The sequence below is a fragment of the Pantoea sp. PNA 14-12 genome (genome assembly GCF_004364735.1).
GTDB classification, from domain to species: Bacteria; Pseudomonadota; Gammaproteobacteria; order Enterobacterales; family Enterobacteriaceae; genus Pantoea; species Pantoea stewartii.
The window spans coordinates 1-18206 of the sequence record NZ_SOAJ01000006.1; the positions used below are offsets into that span (position 1 = coordinate 1).

The 18206-nt window shown below is 53.7% G+C and carries 17 protein-coding genes; 3 read left to right on the forward strand and 14 right to left on the reverse strand.

All coding sequences use genetic code 11. The features are described 5' to 3' along the window. Window positions 1-243 precede the first annotated feature (243 nt). The 4 genes from hemG to pepQ are packed head-to-tail and all read right to left on the reverse strand — an operon-like array spanning window position 244 to window position 4230. Complete coding sequence (gene hemG / locus C7434_RS18525) at window positions 244-780, reverse strand: menaquinone-dependent protoporphyrinogen IX dehydrogenase (protein WP_033737395.1); 537 nt, start codon at window positions 778-780, stop codon at window positions 244-246. 18 nt (window positions 781-798) lie between these two features. After that, a complete protein-coding gene (trkH, locus tag C7434_RS18530; protein WP_033737393.1) occupies window positions 799-2250 on the reverse strand; it encodes a Trk system potassium transporter TrkH in 1452 nt (483 codons plus the stop codon). A gap of 31 nt (window positions 2251-2281) precedes the next feature. Continuing rightward, window positions 2282-2899 carry an IMPACT family protein gene (locus C7434_RS18535; RefSeq protein ID WP_033737391.1) on the reverse strand — a complete coding sequence of 206 codons (618 nt, stop codon included), beginning with the start codon at window positions 2897-2899 and terminating at the stop codon, window positions 2282-2284. After that, window positions 2899-4230: a Xaa-Pro dipeptidase gene (pepQ, locus tag C7434_RS18540; protein ID WP_033737390.1), complete on the reverse strand. Its 1332-nt coding sequence runs from the start codon at window positions 4228-4230 to the stop codon at window positions 2899-2901. Before pepQ ends, C7434_RS18535 begins: the two co-directional genes overlap by 1 nt. Before the next feature lie 185 nt (window positions 4231-4415). On the opposite strand from pepQ, the gene fadB reads away from it, so the two are divergent. Both fadB and fadA read left to right on the forward strand, forming a co-directional pair. After that, the gene (gene fadB, locus C7434_RS18545) at window positions 4416-6599 is read left to right on the forward strand and encodes a fatty acid oxidation complex subunit alpha FadB (RefSeq protein ID WP_033737389.1); all 2184 of its coding nucleotides are present in this window, start codon (window positions 4416-4418) and stop codon (window positions 6597-6599) included. A gap of 10 nt (window positions 6600-6609) precedes the next feature. After that, entirely contained in the window at window positions 6610-7773 is a 1164-nt protein-coding gene (gene fadA, locus C7434_RS18550) for an acetyl-CoA C-acyltransferase FadA (RefSeq protein ID WP_006121482.1), read from the forward strand. A 68-nt stretch (window positions 7774-7841) separates the two neighbouring features. On the opposite strand, the gene fre is transcribed toward fadA, so the two are convergent. Together fre and ubiD are read right to left on the reverse strand one after the other, a co-directional pair. Beyond that, window positions 7842-8543 (reverse strand): NAD(P)H-flavin reductase, encoded by a 702-nt coding sequence (gene fre / locus C7434_RS18555; protein WP_033737387.1) that lies wholly within the window; start codon window positions 8541-8543, stop codon window positions 7842-7844. A 42-nt stretch (window positions 8544-8585) separates the two neighbouring features. After that, window positions 8586-10070 (reverse strand): 4-hydroxy-3-polyprenylbenzoate decarboxylase, encoded by a 1485-nt coding sequence (gene ubiD, locus C7434_RS18560; RefSeq protein WP_033737385.1) that lies wholly within the window; start codon window positions 10068-10070, stop codon window positions 8586-8588. Between the two features lie 303 nt (window positions 10071-10373). Between ubiD and rfaH the strand changes: the two genes are divergently transcribed. After that, entirely contained in the window at window positions 10374-10862 is a 489-nt protein-coding gene (gene rfaH, locus C7434_RS18565) for a transcription/translation regulatory transformer protein RfaH (RefSeq protein ID WP_006121479.1), read from the forward strand. On the opposite strand, the gene tatD is transcribed toward rfaH, so the two are convergent. The 8 genes from tatD to rmuC form a co-directional block, all read right to left on the reverse strand. Beyond that, the gene (gene tatD / locus C7434_RS18570) at window positions 10859-11641 is read right to left on the reverse strand and encodes a 3'-5' ssDNA/RNA exonuclease TatD (protein ID WP_006121478.1); all 783 of its coding nucleotides are present in this window, start codon (window positions 11639-11641) and stop codon (window positions 10859-10861) included. The genes rfaH and tatD overlap by 4 nt on opposite strands. 97 nt (window positions 11642-11738) lie before the next feature. Further along, the gene (gene tatC, locus C7434_RS18575) at window positions 11739-12497 is read right to left on the reverse strand and encodes a Sec-independent protein translocase subunit TatC (protein ID WP_006121477.1); all 759 of its coding nucleotides are present in this window, start codon (window positions 12495-12497) and stop codon (window positions 11739-11741) included. After that, a complete protein-coding gene (gene tatB, locus C7434_RS18580) occupies window positions 12497-13132 on the reverse strand; it encodes a Sec-independent protein translocase protein TatB (RefSeq protein ID WP_033737384.1) in 636 nt (211 codons plus the stop codon). Before tatB ends, tatC begins: the two co-directional genes overlap by 1 nt. Before the next feature lie 3 nt (window positions 13133-13135). Next, window positions 13136-13390, reverse strand: a complete 255-nt coding sequence (tatA, locus tag C7434_RS18585) for a Sec-independent protein translocase subunit TatA (RefSeq protein ID WP_033737383.1) — start codon at window positions 13388-13390, stop codon at window positions 13136-13138. Between the two features lie 110 nt (window positions 13391-13500). After that, window positions 13501-15138, reverse strand: coding sequence for a ubiquinone biosynthesis regulatory protein kinase UbiB (gene ubiB, locus C7434_RS18590; protein WP_006121474.1), 1638 nt, complete (start codon window positions 15136-15138; stop codon window positions 13501-13503). Continuing rightward, a complete protein-coding gene (locus tag C7434_RS18595) occupies window positions 15135-15740 on the reverse strand; it encodes an SCP2 domain-containing protein (RefSeq protein ID WP_033737414.1) in 606 nt (201 codons plus the stop codon). The genes ubiB and C7434_RS18595 overlap by 4 nt, the downstream gene beginning before the upstream one ends. An 11-nt stretch (window positions 15741-15751) precedes the next feature. After that, window positions 15752-16510 (reverse strand): bifunctional demethylmenaquinone methyltransferase/2-methoxy-6-polyprenyl-1,4-benzoquinol methylase UbiE, encoded by a 759-nt coding sequence (gene ubiE / locus C7434_RS18600; protein ID WP_033737381.1) that lies wholly within the window; start codon window positions 16508-16510, stop codon window positions 15752-15754. A 76-nt stretch (window positions 16511-16586) separates the two neighbouring features. Further along, window positions 16587-18086: a DNA recombination protein RmuC gene (rmuC, locus tag C7434_RS18605; protein WP_033737379.1), complete on the reverse strand. Its 1500-nt coding sequence runs from the start codon at window positions 18084-18086 to the stop codon at window positions 16587-16589. Between the last annotated feature and the right edge of the window lie 120 nt (window positions 18087-18206).

An 18206-nucleotide genomic window follows, 5' to 3' on the forward strand; every position in this document is an offset into this window, starting at 1 on the left:
GTGCAACCAGCGGGTTAACCGTCTGTTGCGAGGTGGCGTATATTACGCTTTCCTCCTTCAGAGTCAACCTCTTTTTCAGAAGTTTTTCTCCGGCGGCTCAGTTGCCTGACCCTCTCAACACCGCATTCCGTAAGCCGTTGTGCCGTGTCGATGGAGGCGCATTATAGGGAGTTCGCGCGGCCTGACAAGGGTTAATTGCAAAAATATTACTGTTCGTCTCAAATTTCGCCAGATCGCGTTATTTCAGTACGATTTGCCTGGTAACTGTGCAAAATCTCTGGCGAAACCGCGCACCTGCTCCCAGTCCGTATACTCAACTTCCTTCGTCGTATCCGTTTCGCCGCCGGTCATGCGCATAATCAACTTAATCATGACCCGATCAAACCAACGATAGCGGGGATAATACAGTGCACCAGCAAAAACCGCACAGCAATCGGGCTTCCAGGGGGACTGCGCTAAAAACTTAACGGTATAGGCATTGGTTTCCGGCGTCCGCTTCTCTGGCTTACGCGCCGTAAGATTCACGGAGAAGAAGCCGCTGACGCGCTGCTGCAATGCGGCCAGGTTCTGCTTAACAAATTCGTTTACGGCGGGCTGAAAGTGACCATAACGGATTGAAGCCCCAATCAGCACCCGATCATATTGCTGCCAGTCAATCGCGTCTGCATCCTGAATATTCATCACATCGCACGCTTGCTCGCCCTTAATCGCCTCCGCCATAGCGGAAGCGATTTTTTGCGTCTGACCGTCACGGGTCGAAAAGAGAATTAATGCTTTCATCATCTGCATCCTTATTAGTTATTCTCGCCAGAAGGTTGGCGTGAATAACACCAGCAACGTGAATACCTCAAGGCGACCAAACAGCATAGTCGAAATTAAAATCCACTTTGCCACATCATTCATTGAGGTGAAGTTATCCGCTACAACACCCAGACCGGGCCCCAGGTTGTTTAACGTTGCGGCGACCGCGGCAAACGCAGAAAAATCATCCACGCCGGTGGCAATAATGGCCAGCATACTGATCAGGAAGACCAGCGCATACGCAGAGAAGAATCCCCAGACCGCTTCCAGGATGCGTTCTGGCAACGCGCGATTACCCAGCTTAATGGTGTAAACCGCATTGGGATGGACAAGGCGTTTGAGTTCGCGATTCCCCTGTTTACACAGCAGCAGGATGCGGATCACTTTCAGGCCACCGCCCGTCGAACCGGCACAGCCGCCAATGAACGCAGAGCAGAGCAGCAAAACCGGCAGGAACAGCGGCCAGCGCGCAATACTGTCTGTGGTGAATCCCGCTGTCGTCGCCATCGAGACAACCTGGAAAAACGCCTGATTCAGCGTTTGCCAGCCACTGTCATAAACATTATGGAACCACAGTACCACTGTACAGATCAGTACCAGCGTCAGTTGCACACCGATAAACATACGAAATTCGGGATCGCGTAAGTACACCCGAAGATTGCGGTTACTCAGTAAAGAGAAGTGCAGGCCGTAGTTACAGCCGGAGATCAGCAGGAACACGGCCACAATCGTATTAATGGTGCCGCTCTGGAAATAGCCGATACTGGCATCGTGGGTTGAAAATCCCCCAATAGCAATCGTCGAAAAGCTGTGCCCAATGGCATCGAAGGCGGGCATTCCGGCAAACCATAATGCCAGTGCGCAGGCCACCGTCAGTAATACATAGATAAGCCATAGCGTCTTGGCCGTTTCGGCAATACGCGGACGCATCTTATTGTCTTTCAACGGACCGGGCATTTCGGCACGGTAAAGCTGCATCCCACCGACGCCCAGAATGGGCAGAATCGCCACCGCGAGCACAATGATTCCCATACCGCCAAGCCACTGCAGCATCTGGCGATAGAACAGAATCGCTTTAGGCAAAGAGTCCAGCCCCACCAGCGTCGTCGCACCGGTGGTGGTTAACCCGGAAAAGGATTCAAAAAAGGCATCGGTAACCGACAGATGCGGCTGTTCGGCAAAGATAAACGGCATGGCCCCGACGCTGCCCAGCACGGTCCAGAACAGCACCACGATCAGAAACCCTTCGCGCGGCTTAAGCTCCGTTTTCTTCTTACGGTTTGGCCACCACAATAATGAACCAATCACCAGAGCCATCATAAACGTCTGGCTGAAGGCGCGGCCGGCACCATCCCGATAAATCAGCGCAACGAGGCCGGGTACAATCATCGTCACCGAGAAGAGGATCACCAGCAGACCGACAATGCGGGTAATGGCGCGAAAATGCATTAAGCCGTTCCTTTAGTTAAAGAGAAGAACATCATGGTATAAGCGGAAGAAGCGTTAACGCACCCCGGCTGAAGTCTGACAGATTTTGCTTAAATCCCTCAATTTGTCCATAAGGCAAAGCCAGCGTCATCGCGATACGGTCGCAATAATGACTTTCAGTAATGCTGCCGTCGTAGCGCTGCACCAGACGCTCAATGTCGCTCAACTGGGCGTAGTCACACTGCAACGTGAATAACCTTACCGGGACTTTTCGCTGGCGCTCAAGCTGTTTCAGCCCTTGCTGGACACCGCCGCCATAAGCCTTTACCAGACCGCCCGTTCCCAGCATGATGCCGCCGTAGTAACGTACGACGACGGCGGTGATTTCCCCTATGCCTGCCCCCATCAACTGCGCCAGCATAGGTTTCCCCGCCGTTCCCGAAGGTTCGCCGTCATCGGAAAACCCCAACTGCTGCGAATCATCGGGCGCGCCCGCCACCCAGGCCCAGCAATGATGCCGGGCCGTCGGATAATCCTGTTTTACCTGCTGGACAAAAGCCCGCGCGGCTTCGACACCGTCCGTGTGCGCCAGTAACGTAATAAACCGGCTCTTTTTGATGGTCTCCTCACTCACGCTCAGCGCTTGCGCAGGAATATCGTAAGCCTCCATCAGGCGAGGTGCAGGTCGCGCGTCATGTTTTCAACGCGATTAGCATGAATAACCACGTTATCTTCAATGCGAATGCCGCCGTAAGGCTTAAGCGCATCCAGTGTCTGCCAGTTAAAATGCGCACTGAATTTGCCAGCGCGCAGCGGTGCCAGCAGTGAATCAATAATGTAGAAGCCTGGCTCGATGGTTAACACCATCCCCGGCTGGATGACACGGGTGCAACGCAGGTAAGGATATTGCGCTGGCGCAGCCAGGTGCGTCCCGCTTTCATCCTGCATAAATCCGGCGACATCATGAACCTGCAGGCCCAGCGGATGACCTAAACCGTGTGGCATAAACGGACCGGTCAGGTCTTCGGCCACCAACGCCTCTTCACTGATGCCGTGGACCAAATCAAACTTCACCAGTAATTTTGCAATGCGCTGATGCATTTGCAGATGGTAATCGGTGTAGCGCACGCCCGCTTTCAACGTCGCAATCAAGGCCAGCTCTTCCGCATTCATCGCCTCCACCATTTTGGCATACAGCGATCCGCTTTGTGCGGCATAGCTGCGGGTCAGGTCAGCGGCATATCCCTGATATTCCGCCCCGGCATCAATCAGGAAACTGTAGCGCTTAGCCGGTGGCTGATGATCCAGTTTGGTGTAATGCAACACGGCAGCATGTTCGTTCAATGCAATAATGTTGCCGTAAGGGACATCCGTATCGCGATGACCAGTCGCGGTCAGGTACGCCTGATTAATATCGAATTCACTCAGACCTGCCGCAAACGCTTCTTTGGCAGCGCGATGTCCTGCCACGGCAATTTTCTGCGCCTGACGCATACAGCTCAGTTCGTAGTCAGTTTTAATACTGCGGTGATAATGCAGGAAATCGATCACCGCTTTAGGATTGATGTTGCCTGCCGTAATGCCTAACTGCGCAGCGCGTTCGACGACCGGGCCAATATAGGCAACATTTTCGCGCTGAGCAGGCAGGAGATCGCCAATGGCATTCGCGTTTGCCAGCCCGATAATCTCAATGTCGTCGGTCCAGAAACTGTGCGGAAGCGGTTCAACGTTGTGCCAGTAATCCACCGGCGAATAGAACCACAATTTCGGTTTGTTCACGCCATCGATCCACAGCCAACAGTTAGGTACCTGTGTTACCGGCACCCAGGACTTGAACTGCGGGTTGACCTTAAACGGATACGTGTGGTCGTCCAGAAATACGGTGAGTAGCTCGCCGGAATGGATCAGCATGGCGTCCAGTTTATGACGTGCCAATACCTGCTGAGCACGTTGTTGCAAGGTCGTAATATGCGCGTGATACAAGCTCTTAAGTGAATCCATTGCCGCCTCTCCAGTGTCCGGAAAAGCCGCAGTTTATCACAGGCAAAATCCGGATGCCGGGTTCCCCGTGGCTGTGATCTTGTTAGCAAATAAACAAAGACCTGTTTGCAAAAAATTAACATCCCTCCCAAACTCACGATCATCTGGTATGACCAGATCACCTTTCGCGGTTTCAGGAGACGTACATGCTCTACCAAGGCGCTAACCTCACTCTTCACCAGCTGGACGATTGTATTGTCGAGCTGGTATTTGATGCCCCCGGCTCCGTTAACAAGCTGGATACGCAAACCGTGGCCAGTCTTGGCGATGCGGTAACGGTGCTGGAAAAACATGCCGGCCTGCGCGGTGTGCTTCTGCGATCAGCAAAACCCGCCTTTATCGTGGGTGCGGACATTACTGAATTCCTGGCGCTCTTTGATGCGCCGACAGAGAAACTGAGCCAGTGGCTGACCTTCGCCAACAGTATCTTCAATCGTCTGGAAGATTTGCCGGTGCCCACGATCTCGGCGATTGAGGGCTATGCGCTGGGCGGTGGCTGTGAATGTGTACTGGCCACGGATTTGCGCGTTGCCACACCGACGGCCCGCCTGGGGTTACCGGAAACGAAGCTGGGCATCATGCCGGGTTTTGGCGGCAGCGTGCGTCTTCCTCGTCTGTTAGGTGCCGACAGTGCAATGGAAATCATTGCCGCAGGCAAAGATGTTGACGGTGTTGAAGCGCTGAAACTGGGTCTGGTGGATGCGGTTGTCAGCAACGATAAGCTGCGTGATGCTGCGTTAACCATGCTAAAAGCGGCCGCCCACGACGGCAGCTGGCGTGCCCGTCGCGCCCCTAAACTGGCTCCATTGAAACTCAGCCCCGTTGAAGCCGCGATGAGCTTTACGATAGCCAAAGGCATGGTGATGCAAACGGCGGGGAAACACTACCCTGCGCCAGTCACTGCCGTTAAAACCATTGAAGCGGCAGCAGCGCTGGGCCGCGATGATGCGCTAAAGCTGGAAACCGCAGCGTTTGTTCCGCTGGCACAGTCAGATGTGGCCCGCGCGCTCGTCGGTATTTTTCTCAACGATCAGTACATCAAAAGTCTGGCCAAAAAACGCAGCAGTGAAAGCGGCCCTCCCAGACAGGCCGCCGTGCTGGGCGCCGGTATTATGGGCGGTGGAATCAGCTATCAATCGGCATGGAAAGGCGTGCCGGTTAAAATGAAGGATATCAATCCGCAGGCGCTGACGCTGGGCATGAATGAAGCCAGTAAGCTTCTGAATAAGCAACTGGAACGCGGTAAAATAGACGGAAACAAGCTGGCCAGCGTCATTGCCACTATTCAGCCTACTCTCGATTATGCCGGTTTCGACCAGGCCGACATCGTGGTAGAAGCCGTCGTCGAAAATCCGAAAATCAAGGCCAGCGTTCTGGCTGAAACCGAAACCCATATGCGCGCTGATGCCATTCTGGCGTCAAACACCTCAACCATCCCCATCAGCCATCTGGCGCAGGCGTTGCAGCGTCCAGAAAATTTTTGTGGCATGCACTTCTTTAACCCGGTTCCACGTATGCCGCTGGTAGAGGTGATCCGTGGAGAGAAAACCAGTGAGGCCACGCTGGGTAAAGTTGTCGCCTGGGCCAGTAAAATGGGTAAAACCCCGGTGGTGGTGAATGACTGTCCGGGTTTCTTTGTTAACCGCGTTTTGTTCCCCTACTTCGCTGCCTTCGGCATGCTGTTGCGTGATGGTGCGGACTTCCGCCAGATCGACAAGGTAATGGAAAAACAGTTTGGCTGGCCGATGGGGCCTTCATGGCTGCTGGATGTCGTGGGCATTGATACCGCGCATCATGCGCAAAGCGTCATGGCGGACGGTTTTCCTGAACGGATGAAAAAAGACTATCGCGATGCGATCGATATTCTGTTTGAGGCGAAGCGTTTTGGTCAGAAAAATGGTCTGGGTTTCTGGCGCTGGGAAGAAGACAAAAAAGGGAAACCGAAAAAAGTGTCCGATGCAGAGGTCGATGCCTTACTCGAACCCGCCTGCCAGCCTAAACGGATATTCAGTGATGAAGAGATTCTGAATCGCATGATGCTGCCGATGTTGAATGAAGTGGTTCGCTGCCTGGAAGAGAAGATTATCGCCTCACCTGCTGAAGCAGACATGGCGCTGGTCTATGGTCTGGGATTCCCGCCTTTCCGTGGCGGTGCTTTCCGTTATCTCGACACTTTGGGTAACGGCAACGTAGTGGATCAGGCGAAACGTTATTCGTCATTGGGTGGGCTGTATGCGCTCCCTGCCCTGCTGCTTGATAAAGCGCGCCAACACGAAAGCTGGTATCCCGCCGTCAAACCGATCGATGAAGCCGCGTTCAGAAGCGCCTGAGGTAATCAAAATGGAAAATGTGGTAATTATTGACGCGGTGCGTACGCCGATGGGCCGTTCAAAAGGTGGGGCATTTCGCCATGTACGCGCTGAGGACCTGTCCGCGCATGTCATGCGTGCTCTGTTGAACCGCAATCCGGGGGTGAATGCCGCCACGCTGGACGACATTATCTGGGGTTGCGTGCAGCAAACGCTGGAGCAAGGCTTCAACATTGCCCGCAACGCCGCGCTGCTGGCTGAAATCCCGCACCGCGTTCCGGCGACAACGGTTAACCGTCTTTGCGGTTCTTCAATGCAGGCCTTACATGACGCCGCACGCGCAATCATGGTCGGCGATGCTCAGACCTGTTTAATTGGCGGTGTCGAACATATGGGGCATGTCCCCATGAACCATGGCGTCGATTTTCATCCGGGTTTAGGCCGTACCGTTGCGAAAGCCGCAGGGATGATGGGGCTAACGGCAGAGATGCTGGCGCGCATGCACCATATCAGCCGCGAGCAGCAGGACGCTTTTGCTTTGCGCTCTCATCAGCGTGCCTGGCAGGCCACGCAGCGTGGCGATTTTGCCAATGAAATTGTTGCGCTGCATGGTCACGATGCCGATGGCGTCCTGAAACGCTATGACGTTGACGAAGTCATCCGTGAAGATACCAGCCTGGAAGGACTGGCAGCACTGCGGCCTGCCTTCGATCCGGTGAACGGAACAGTCACTGCGGGCAGTTCGTCAGCGTTATCAGACGGGGCGGCGGGCATGTTGATCATGAGTGAAAGCCACGCACGAGAGCAGGGCCTGAAACCCCGTGCACGCATTAAAAGTATGGCAGTAGTGGGATGCGATCCTTCCATTATGGGATACGGCCCGGTCCCGGCCAGCAAGCTGGCACTGAAGCGCGCCGGGCTGAGCGTAAATGACATTGATGTTTTTGAACTTAACGAGGCTTTTGCCGCGCAGGTTCTGCCCTGCATCAACGATCTCGGCCTGTCAGACAGGCTCGATGACAAGGTCAACCTCAATGGCGGCGCCATCGCGTTGGGCCATCCGTTAGGCTGCTCAGGCGCACGCATCAGCACGACGTTGCTGAACATTATGGAACGTCGCGATGCGCAGTTCGGCCTGGCCTCCATGTGTATTGGTTTGGGTCAGGGCATCGCTACCGTTATTGAACGCGTTTAATACGTTGGAACGTTATAGTGTGAGATTTACCCGCCTGTCAGGGGCGGGTTTTTTCTTGTGCTGTCACGTCAGATAAAAGCAAACGCATCGCCATACATTTGTGCTTCAACGGCACCTCGTTCTGAACAAAAGCGTTCACGGGCGATTTTCGCCATTTCGAAGCGGCCGGCAATATAAATCTCATGCTCACTCAGGGTCGCAAAGTCCTGCATGACGGCTGTCAGCACCGTACCAGAACGGCCCGGCCAGCCTGCTTCAGGCTGTTCGACAACCGGAATCACTTTCAGATTCGGATGCTTAATCGCCAGTGCTTCCAGCTCGTCCAAATCATACAAATGCTTCAGTTCGCGCCCGCCCCAGTAAACCGCAATATCACGGTTGGGTTGTTCGGCAAGCGCGGTGAGTAAAATGGAACGCACATAGGAAAAGCCTGTGCCACCCGCGATCAGGATTAACGGCTTGTCACTCTCTTCACGCAACCAGGCATCACCATGTGGGATGTCCACCACAATTTGCCCTTCCTGCTGAATACGATCCATCACCGCCATGGCGTAGAGATTCAGCTCTGAGGCACCGATATGCAGTTCAATGATTTCAGTTTCCATTGGCGTGGAGGCTAATGAAAACGGGCGCTTGTCACGCTCATCCATTACGACCATCAGGTACTGCCCTGCGCGAAAACTAAAATCTGCTTCCGGAATCAGGCGAACGCGATACACCGTGTCGGTAATCGCCTCAACTGAAGTTACTTTACAGCTTAACGTTGTCATGCGGTCCCTCTGTCGGGTCGTCTTTATGGTTATTGCTCACCATCAACGCTGTGATGGTTGATCAAAAATACCGAGGTCATCCCAGATAGCGTCGATACGTGCGGTAACGGCCGGATCTTTGACAATCGGCGTGCCCCACTCTCGTTGCGTCTCACCTGGCCATTTATTCGTGGCGTCGAGGCCCATCTTTGACCCTAGTCCGGAAACCGGAGACGCAAAATCAAGATAATCGATTGGCGTGTTTTCTACCAATACGGTATCGCGTGCCGGGTCCATACGCGTCGTGATTGCCCAGATGACGTCGTTCCAGTCGCGGGCATTAACGTCATCATCACACACAATAACAAATTTGGTGTACATGAACTGCCGTAAAAATGACCAGACGCCAAACATCACGCGCTTGGCATGTCCCGCGTACTGTTTTTTAATCGTCACGACCGCCAGTCGGTAAGAGCATCCTTCTGGTGGCAAATAGAAATCGACGATTTCCGGGAACTGTTTAATCAGAATCGGTACAAGCACTTCATTCAGCGCCACGCCCAGGACGGCGGGTTCATCCGGTGGCCTTCCGGTATAGGTAGAATGGTAGATCGCCTGATGACGCTGCGTGATGTGCGTAACGGTAAACACCGGGAAATTGTCGACTTCATTATAGTAACCGGTGTGATCGCCATAGGGACCTTCAGGTGCCATGTCACCGGGTTCGATATAGCCTTCCAGCACAATTTCGGCGCTCGCAGGCACTTCCAGATCGTTTGAGAGGCACTTGACGACTTCGGTCTTGTTGCCGCGCAGCAGACCGGCAAACGCATACTCTGACAACGTGTCAGGGACGGGCGTGACAGCCCCCAGAATGGTCGCCGGATCGGCGCCCAGTGCAACGGACACCGGGAAACGTTCGCCAGGATGTGCCTTGCACCATTCAAGATAATCCAGGGCACCACCACGATGAGAAAGCCAGCGCATGATCAGGCGATTTTTGCCAATCACCTGCTGACGATAGATGCCTAAATTTTGTCGCTCTTTATGCGGGCCGCGCGTTACGGTTAATCCCCATGTAATCAGCGGGGCAGCGTCGCCGGGCCAGCATTTCATGACCGGGATTTGGGTCAGGTCGACCTCATCACCACTGAAAACCACCTCCTGACAGGGCGCATTGCGCAACCTTTTGGTCGGCATATTCAGTACTTGCTTAAACTGCGGCATTTTACTGAACAGATCGCGGAAACCTCTCGGTGGCTCAGGTTCTTTTAAAAAGGCCAGCAACTCACCCACTTCACGCAGTGCACTGACCTCTTCCTGGCCCATGCCCATGGCCACGCGTTTTGGCGTACCGAACAGGTTACACAGTACAGGCATGTCGTAACCTTTTGGGTTCTCAAACAGCAATGCCGGACCGCCTGCACGCAGGGTGCGATCGGCAATTTCGGTCATTTCCAGTTCGGGGTCGATCACGTGCGAGATACGCTTGAGTTCACCACGCTGTTCAAGCAGCGCAATAAAGTCTCTTAAATCCTGATATTTCATGCGGCTTCAACTTTCCGGCCAGAGTGAATTTGCCATTATAGGGCTGATTACATGAATGTGTGGAGCTTTATGCACCGCATGGCTTATCTTGCCCGTCACGGGCAACCATCAGACGAATAATGTCGCTTAGTTTTCGTGCTGAACCTTACCGCATAATGGCTATTTTTTCATTTTATGCGATGGCATTCGTCATTCAGAACAATCTTAGTTTATTTTCCAGGCAACGCCGCGTAACAGACCCCAATGCGCTATAACTCTGAGTGGAGGTTTGCTATTCTTAGCGTCCATTCATTGGGAGCAGTTATGGAATCCTGGTACTTACTCTATTGCAAACGTGGGCAGCTATTGCGTGCGAAAGAGCATCTTGAGCGGCAAGCCGTAAATTGCCTGAGCCCCATGATCGCGCTTGAGAAAATTGTGCGTGGCAAGCGAACTACCGTAAGTGAACCGCTGTTCCCAAACTACCTGTTCATTGAGTTTGACCCCGAAGCCATTCACACCACAACCATCAGCAGTACACGTGGCGTCAGCCATTTCGTGCGCTTTGGCGCGACGCCGGCCACCGTACCTGCTGTCGTTATTGATGCACTGCAGACTGATGTGCCACAAACGCTGATCGATCCTGAAACGCCGCAAAACGGCGATGAAGTCATCATCACCGAAGGGACGTTTGAAGGTCTGCGGGCTATCTTCTCAGAGCCCGATGGCGAAGCACGCTCCATCCTGTTGCTGAATCTGCTAAACAAACAGGTTGTCCGGAGCGTGGATAACCGACAATTCCGTAAAGCCTAACGCAGCCCGAACAGCGTGCGCGCATTATGATCCACCTGGGCTGCCAGCGCCTCTGGTTCCTCGCCTCGCCAGTTCGCGACCTGCTGCAGGATATGCGGTAAAAAACAGGGTTCATTGCGTCGGGAAGTTGGCCGTGGGCGCATATCCCGCGGTAACAGATAGGGCGCATCCGTTTCCAGTAGCAACCGTTCGGCGGGAATCAACGGCAACATCTCACGCAGGGCAATTCCCCGGCGTTCATCGCATACCCAACCGGTAATGCCTACCGATAAGCCCATTTCCAGGCAGGCCGCTAACTCTTCCCGGGTACCGGTAAAACAGTGAATCACGGCGGCGGGTAATTTGGGCAACCAGGGTTCAAGTACCGCAGCAAAGCGTTCATGCGCTTCCCGACAGTGAAGAAACACGGGCATATTCAGTTCCGCAGCTAATGCCAGTTGCGCGTCAAACGCATATTCCTGCTGCTGATGTGCGGACAGGTTACGATTGAAATCCAGCCCGCATTCACCTATCGCCACAACCTGGGCTTTTTCCGCCAGCCGGCGCAGCGTATTCGCGACCTCTTGTGACCACTCACTGGCATGATGGGGATGCACGCCCGCGGTGGACCAGCAGTAACCCGGATGAGCCTCAGCCAGCCGCTGCGCCTGCTGACTTTCCAGCGCATTGGTACCGGTAATCAACATGCCGGTGACGCCCGCGTCACGGGCGCGCGTAATCACCTTTTTTCGATCGGAGGCGAACTGCGTGCTGGTCAGGTTTACACCGATATCAAACATATTTTTACTCTCTGTCAAAAACATCCTAAACAAAAAACCGCCTGACGGCGGTTTTTGGCTTGTGTCTCCCGCTTCTGCGGGTGTACTGAATACGACATCAGGATTCGGTGTTCTGTTCCTCATCCTCTGTCTGACGGCCTTTTCCCACATAGTACCGTGAAAAGAATACGCCGACTTCAAACAGGCAGTACATCGGAATAGCGAGCAAAGTTTGAGAAAAAACGTCCGGTGGTGTGAGCAGCATCCCGACAACAAACGCGCCGACCAGGATGTAAGGACGCTTCTTTTTTAAATCCTCAGGGCTGGTAATACCGGTCCAGCACAGCAGCACTATGGCTACCGGCACTTCAAATGCCACACCAAACGCCATAAACAAGGTCATGACAAAATCGAGATAGTTGGTGATATCTGTCGCGATAGTGACGCCCTGCGGCGCGGTTTTCGCAAAAAAGCCGAAAGCCAGCGGAAAAACAATGAAATAGGCAAAGGCCACGCCAACATAAAACAGTAGCGTACTGGAAAACAGCAGCGGCATGACCAGCTTACGTTCGTGGCGATAAAGCGCTGGCGCAATAAACGCCCAGACCTGATAAAGAATAACCGGCACGGCAAGGAACACCGACACGATCATCGTCAGCTTTATCGGCGTGAAGAAAGGTGAGGCGACATCCGTCGCGATCATGCTGGCACCCGCTGGCATCTGATTGATCAGTGGCGACGCCACGGCATGGTAGATGTCATTAGCAAAGTAGATCAGTGCCAGAAAAATAACTAACACAGCAATTATGCAGTTCAGCAGACGTTTACGCAGCTCAATCAGATGGCTGATAAGTGGTTGGGTATCTTCAACGGCCATTATCGTTCATCACTTGCAGAAGGAGGAGAAGCTGGGTTGAGCGACGGCGCGGCGTTGCCCGGTTTTTCCGCAGGCGGTGCGTCTGTCCGACCCGGCGATTGCGGCGGAGCACTGGCATAGCCGGACGCAGGCCGCGGCGGGACCGGCGTGGTCGCCGTGTTGCTGTCCTGTGCCGGTGCAACCGCAGCGTCGACATGGGGTTCAACAGGTGCGTGTGCGGGTGACTGTGCCTGCTGCTCACTGGCCACAGGCGTCACCGGTTTCGGCGAGTCACTCCCCGTCTGGTGTAACGGGGAATGGATGGTGTTTGCTTCGTCTTCTTCTCTTTCGATATCAATGCTCTGTTGAACCGAGCGTTTCATTGAATCCGCGGTTTTACGCAACGCTTCCATGGATTCTTTCAGCTCAGGCGACAATGTGCCGTGGCTGGCTTCCTCCACCTTTTTCAGGCTGTCCTGCAGTTCCTGCAGTTTCAGCTCTTGCGCCAGCTCACTCTGAACATTGGCCGCCAGTGAACGGACCGCCCGAATCCATCCGACAACCGTTTTAACCGCATGCGGCAAACGTTGCGGACCCAGGACAATCAGCCCGATCACGAAGACTAATAGCAACTCACCAAAACCAATATCGAACACGGTTTACACCTGCTTGTCGTTCTTAATGTCGTCTTTCTGAGCAGACGTTGGCTGTTTGTCCGCCAGCGTTTTCGCATGGAAATCCGCGTCCTGCTCTTTTGGCTGATCTTTTTTGTCGTCTTCATCACTCATGGCTTTCTTGAAACCACGGATAGACGAACCCAAATCCGACCCCAGATTACGTAACTTATTGGTACCGAACAAAAGCACCACAATCACGGCAATAATTAATAACTGCCAAATACTGATACCGCCCATGAGATAGCCTCGATTTTTTTGTTAAAAACTGCGGAATGAAGCACAACCTAAACCCTTGTTAATTCGGGTCTCAGTCAGCGACATTACCGCGTTTCAGCCGCGAGTGACAATCAGTTTGTCTTGCGCCAGCCGATTAACCAACTGACAAAACCGGCCGCCATTAATGCCGCCGGAAACAGGTCCCACTCAGGCCTGCTGAGGAGTACCGCTGTACCGCTAATCAGCAGCGTGGCACCGACGCCAAACAGGAAACGCGCCTGATGCTGACGTGTACGTTGGACACTCAAATCGTTCACGAGTTTATCGACGCTAAGACGTAACTGCTTATGCTGCTGCATGCTGTCATAGAACAACTCGGGCAGCTCGGGCAGTTTCTCTGCCCAGTAGGGCGCTTTTTCTTTCACTGCGCGAATGATCGCCGGAATACCAATCTGATCTTTAATCCAGTCTTCAAGGAACGGTTTCGCCGTTTTCCATAAGTCCAGTTGCGGATAGAGCTGCCGGCCAATCCCTTCGATATAGAGCAACGTTTTTTGCAACAGCACCAGCTGTGGCTGCACTTCCATATTGAAACGTCGCGCCGTGTTAAACAGGTTTAGCAGCACATGACCAAATGAAATTTCAGCCAGCGGTTTTTCAAAGATGGGTTCGCACACCGTACGAATGGCAAACTCAAAGTCTTCCACGTTGGTATCTGCCGGTACCCAGCCAGAGTCAACATGCAGCTCTGCCACTTTGCGGTAATCCCGGTTAAAGAAGGCGATAAAGTTTTCGGCCAGATAGCGCTTATCTTCTTTGTTCAACGAGCCGACAATCCCGCAGTCGATGCCGATATATTGCGGGTCTTCTGGATGCTCATAGCTGACAAAGATGTTGCCAGGGTGCATGTCTGCATGGAAGAAGCTGTCGCGGAAAACCTGTGTGAAGAACACCTGTACGCCGCGTTCGGCTAACAGTTTCATGTTAACGCCATGCTGCTCCAGCGTCGCCACATCGGAGATAGGAATACCGTAGATGCGTTCCATCACCATCATGGTTTCGCTGCAGTAGTCGGAGTAAACCTCGGGAACATACAGCATGCGGCTGTTTTCGAAGTTACGCCGCAGCTGGATGGCATTGGCCGCTTCGCGCAGCAGGTTTAATTCGTCGATCAGCGTTTTTTCATAATCGCGCACCACCTCAACCGGACGCAGACGGCGACCATCCGGCAGCAGGCGCGGTACCCAACGGGCGATGCGGTAGATCAGCTTCATATCGGCTTTGATCACCGGCAGAATATCCGGGCGGATAACCTTAATGACAACCTTTTTGCCGTTGGATTTCAGTGTTGCCGTGTGAACCTGCGCAATAGAGGCAGAAGCCAGTGGGGTGATATCGAAGTCATCAAACCAGGACTCAATCGGTGCCCCCATGGAAGCTTCGATTTGTGCTTTGGCTTTCACGCCGTCGAAGGGCGCAACCCGGTCCTGCAAAATAGCCAGTTCATCGGCGATCTGCGGGGGAAACAGGTCACGCCGCGTGGACAGCATCTGACCAAACTTGATCCAGACGGGGCCCAGCTGTTCCATCGCCAGACGCAGCCGAATGCCCATCTGTTCGTGTTTGTGCTGGTTAGGAATCCAAAACACGCACCGCCGCCACAGCCGAAGCGGCAGAGTAATACGCATTTGGGGAATCAGTTCATCAAGTCCGTATGTCAGAAACACCTTGATAATGAAATATAACCGGCGGATCTCTCCAAAACTCATTTCGCCTCCAGCTGTGCCAGACGCGCATTAAGCGCCTCAAGCGAACGTTCCATCGCGCTAACTTCCTCAGCGAACCAGGCAAATTCCAGCGCACCTGGCGCAACGCGCCACTCTTCCGTCAACGCCTGACCGAGATAATCCTGACGTCGCTGCGTTTCCGCTTTAAACAAACGAAATGCGCGCTGCGCACCCTGGCTGATCCCTTGCGCGGCGATATCACCGATCCAGGGGGCCAGGTATTCGGCAGGATCCAGCTCAGCCAGATCCATCAACGCAGAGAATTGCTGCACCACCTGCAAATCCCCTTCGACCTGTAACTCACCGCTGCGTATCAGCGTCATCAGTTGCTGGCGATCGCGTAGCTTCGGCAGCGACTTAAGCTGCGTAATGACCGTGCAGTCGCTGCTGTCCTGCCAGTCACTAAGGACATCCAGCTGTTGCTCACTGAACACCAGCACCAGCGGCCAGGATAGCTCACTCAAACGCAACATCAGTACCTTGCCTGCTAAACGCTGACGTGCGCTTTTCAGACCACGATCGCGGTAGAGAATACGGTTTAGCGCCGTTTCAATACCGGCAGTGATGACGGGGGTTAAGGTCATGGCCATAATGGTTAAAATTTAAACCCACGATGAAGTGCCACGATGCCGCCCGTCATATTTGAATAGGTGGTGTTTTCGAATCCCACATCGTTCATCATCGCTTTCAGGGTTTCCTGGTCGGGATGCATGCGGATGGACTCGGCCAGATAGCGATAACTTTCTGCATCCTGAGCAACCAGTTGGCCGATGCGCGGCAGAATATGGAACGAGTAGGCATCGTAGGCTTTGCTCAGCGGCTCAATAACAGGTTTCGAGAACTCCAGCACCAGCAAACGTCCACCCGGTTTCAGCACGCGGAACATCGACGCCAGCGCCTTCTCTTTTTCCGTAACGTTACGCAGGCCAAAAGAGATCGTAATGCAGTCGAAGTAGTTGTCAGGAAACGGCAGCGCTTCGGCGTTGGCCTGAACATAACTGACATTGCCAACGATACCGAGGTTTCGTAGCTTCTCCCGGCCCATTTTCAGCATAGAGCTGTTAATATCAGCCAGAACAACCTGCCCGGTCTCGCCCACCAGCCGTGAAAATTTTGCGGTTAAATCGCCGGTTCCACCGGCCAGATCCAGGACACGCTGACCGCGACGCACACCGCTGCTGTCGATGGTAAAACGCTTCCAGACGCGATGGACGCCAAACGACATTAAGTCGTTCATCAGGTCATATTTCGCCGCTACGGAATGAAACACGTCCGCGACTTTGTCGGCTTTCTCGCTCTTGGCGACGGTCTGAAAGCCAAAATGGGTAGTTTCCTGCTGTGATTCATCTGCCATCGGTTTTACCTGCTCCACAAACAATACTTATGGAAGTGTATCAGAGTCACGGAGGTCAGGCACGTTGGCGACCTGCTTATTCGTGGAGGTGCCGAACCCGCTCACAACTTTCGTCTGCGTTTTGGTCGTTACCGGGCATACTGTCGTGCTCATTTTCGGGCATCGCGCGTTCGACCAGATGGGGATTGATAGCGCGTTTAACCTCTACACCTAAGTCACGGAAGCCTTCCGTTTGTGCGATCAAATTACCCCGCCCTTCTGCCAGCTTCTTCATCGCTTCACGATAGCTGTTTTGGGCCTTATCAAGGCTGTGACCAATACCGCTCATATCATCAACAAACAGGCGCATTTTGTCGTAAAGCCTGGCTGCGCGCTCGGCAATCCGCTGCGCATTGCGGCTTTGATGCTCGTAGCGCCAGAGATTGTTGATGGTACGCAGTGCAACCAGCAGCGTGGTCGGACTGACCAGCATGATATTTTGCTGGAGCGCTTCGCCTATCAATTCTGGCTGCCGATCGATTGCCAGTAAAAACGCCGGTTCAACCGGGATAAACATCAACACATAATCCAGTGAGCGTAAACCGGGCAATTGTTGATAATCTTTACGGCCCAGCAAACGGATATGACCGCGTACGGCACTGATATGCGCCTGAATGGCCTGTTCACGTTCAATGTCGTCATCCGCGTTGAAATACCGCTCGTAGGCAACCAGCGTCATTTTGGCGTCGATCACCACATCTTTCCCCTGGGGAAGCCGGACGATGACATCGGGCTGCATGCGGCTTTGCTGCTCGTTCTGCATGCTGACCTGGATATCGTATTCATAGCCTTCACGCAATCCTGACGCTTCCAGTACCCGGCTCAGCACCACCTCGCCCCAGTTGCCCTGGATTTTGTTGTCGCCTTTGAGCGCTTTGGTCAGGTTGAGCGCTTCCTGGGCCATCTGCGCATTCAGTTGCTGTAGCTGACGAATCTCGTGGGTCAGTGTATGGCGTTCACGCGCTTCCGCGCCAAAGCTCTCATTAACCTGCCGCCGAAAGCCATCGAGCTGTTCACGCAACGGCCCAATCAGGCTGTTCAGACTTTGACGGTTTTGCTCATCAACGCGGCGACCGCTGTTTTCAAAAATTCGGTTAGCCAGGTTTTCAAACTGCGCGCTAAGCCGCTGCTCGCTGTTGGTCAACAGGCGCTGCTTCTCTTCCGCTGCAAAACGGGTTTCCTCAAGACGGATGGTCACTTCACGCAGCTCGGCTTCCTGCGCGCTGTTCACCTCCAGCTGATTGCGCAGCTCTCGTGTCAGTTGCTCGCTCTCATTACGCCAGTAATCCAGCTGTTGCAGGCGCTCATTGGCTCCGCTTAATGATCCATGAAGCTGTCTCAACTCCTGTTCGCGCTGTTGCAGCTGCTGCTGGAGCTGCTCGATATGCTGTTGCTGACGTTGTTGTGCTTCGTTAAGCAGACGGCGCTCTGTGGTAAAGCTGGCTAACTGATGACTGACACGCATTTGCGCCAGTATCCAGCCAACACCCAGGCCGGCGAGCCCAAGGCAGATGCTGATAATGATGTGCTGATCCATATTCTCCCCGCTGGTCAGGCTATTGAGGAAAAAGGTAAATTCGCACTGTATGAATGTCCAGATATATTTACTGAGGGGGAAAGACGAGACGTAAAGACAAGGCCATGACAGGCCGGACAG

Excerpts from the sequence above, each read along its gene's own strand:
- hemG (WP_033737395.1), bottom strand. The coding sequence starts at position 780 with ATGAAAGCATTAATTCTCTTTTCGACCCGTGACGGTCAGACGCAAAAA.
- trkH (WP_033737393.1), bottom strand. The coding sequence starts at position 2,250 with ATGCATTTTCGCGCCATTACCCGCATTGTCGGTCTGCTGGTGATCCTC.
- C7434_RS18535 (WP_033737391.1), bottom strand. The coding sequence starts at position 2,899 with ATGGAGGCTTACGATATTCCTGCGCAAGCGCTGAGCGTGAGTGAGGAG.
- pepQ (WP_033737390.1), bottom strand. The coding sequence starts at position 4,230 with ATGGATTCACTTAAGAGCTTGTATCACGCGCATATTACGACCTTGCAA.
- fadB (WP_033737389.1), top strand. The coding sequence starts at position 4,416 with ATGCTCTACCAAGGCGCTAACCTCACTCTTCACCAGCTGGACGATTGT.
- fadA (WP_006121482.1), top strand. The coding sequence starts at position 6,610 with ATGGAAAATGTGGTAATTATTGACGCGGTGCGTACGCCGATGGGCCGT.
- fre (WP_033737387.1), bottom strand. The coding sequence starts at position 8,543 with ATGACAACGTTAAGCTGTAAAGTAACTTCAGTTGAGGCGATTACCGAC.
- ubiD (WP_033737385.1), bottom strand. The coding sequence starts at position 10,070 with ATGAAATATCAGGATTTAAGAGACTTTATTGCGCTGCTTGAACAGCGT.
- rfaH (WP_006121479.1), top strand. The coding sequence starts at position 10,374 with ATGGAATCCTGGTACTTACTCTATTGCAAACGTGGGCAGCTATTGCGT.
- tatD (WP_006121478.1), bottom strand. The coding sequence starts at position 11,641 with ATGTTTGATATCGGTGTAAACCTGACCAGCACGCAGTTCGCCTCCGAT.
- tatC (WP_006121477.1), bottom strand. The coding sequence starts at position 12,497 with ATGGCCGTTGAAGATACCCAACCACTTATCAGCCATCTGATTGAGCTG.
- tatA (WP_033737383.1), bottom strand. The coding sequence starts at position 13,390 with ATGGGCGGTATCAGTATTTGGCAGTTATTAATTATTGCCGTGATTGTG.
- ubiB (WP_006121474.1), bottom strand. The coding sequence starts at position 15,138 with ATGAGTTTTGGAGAGATCCGCCGGTTATATTTCATTATCAAGGTGTTT.
- C7434_RS18595 (WP_033737414.1), bottom strand. The coding sequence starts at position 15,740 with ATGACCTTAACCCCCGTCATCACTGCCGGTATTGAAACGGCGCTAAAC.
- ubiE (WP_033737381.1), bottom strand. The coding sequence starts at position 16,510 with ATGGCAGATGAATCACAGCAGGAAACTACCCATTTTGGCTTTCAGACC.
- rmuC (WP_033737379.1), bottom strand. The coding sequence starts at position 18,086 with ATGGATCAGCACATCATTATCAGCATCTGCCTTGGGCTCGCCGGCCTG.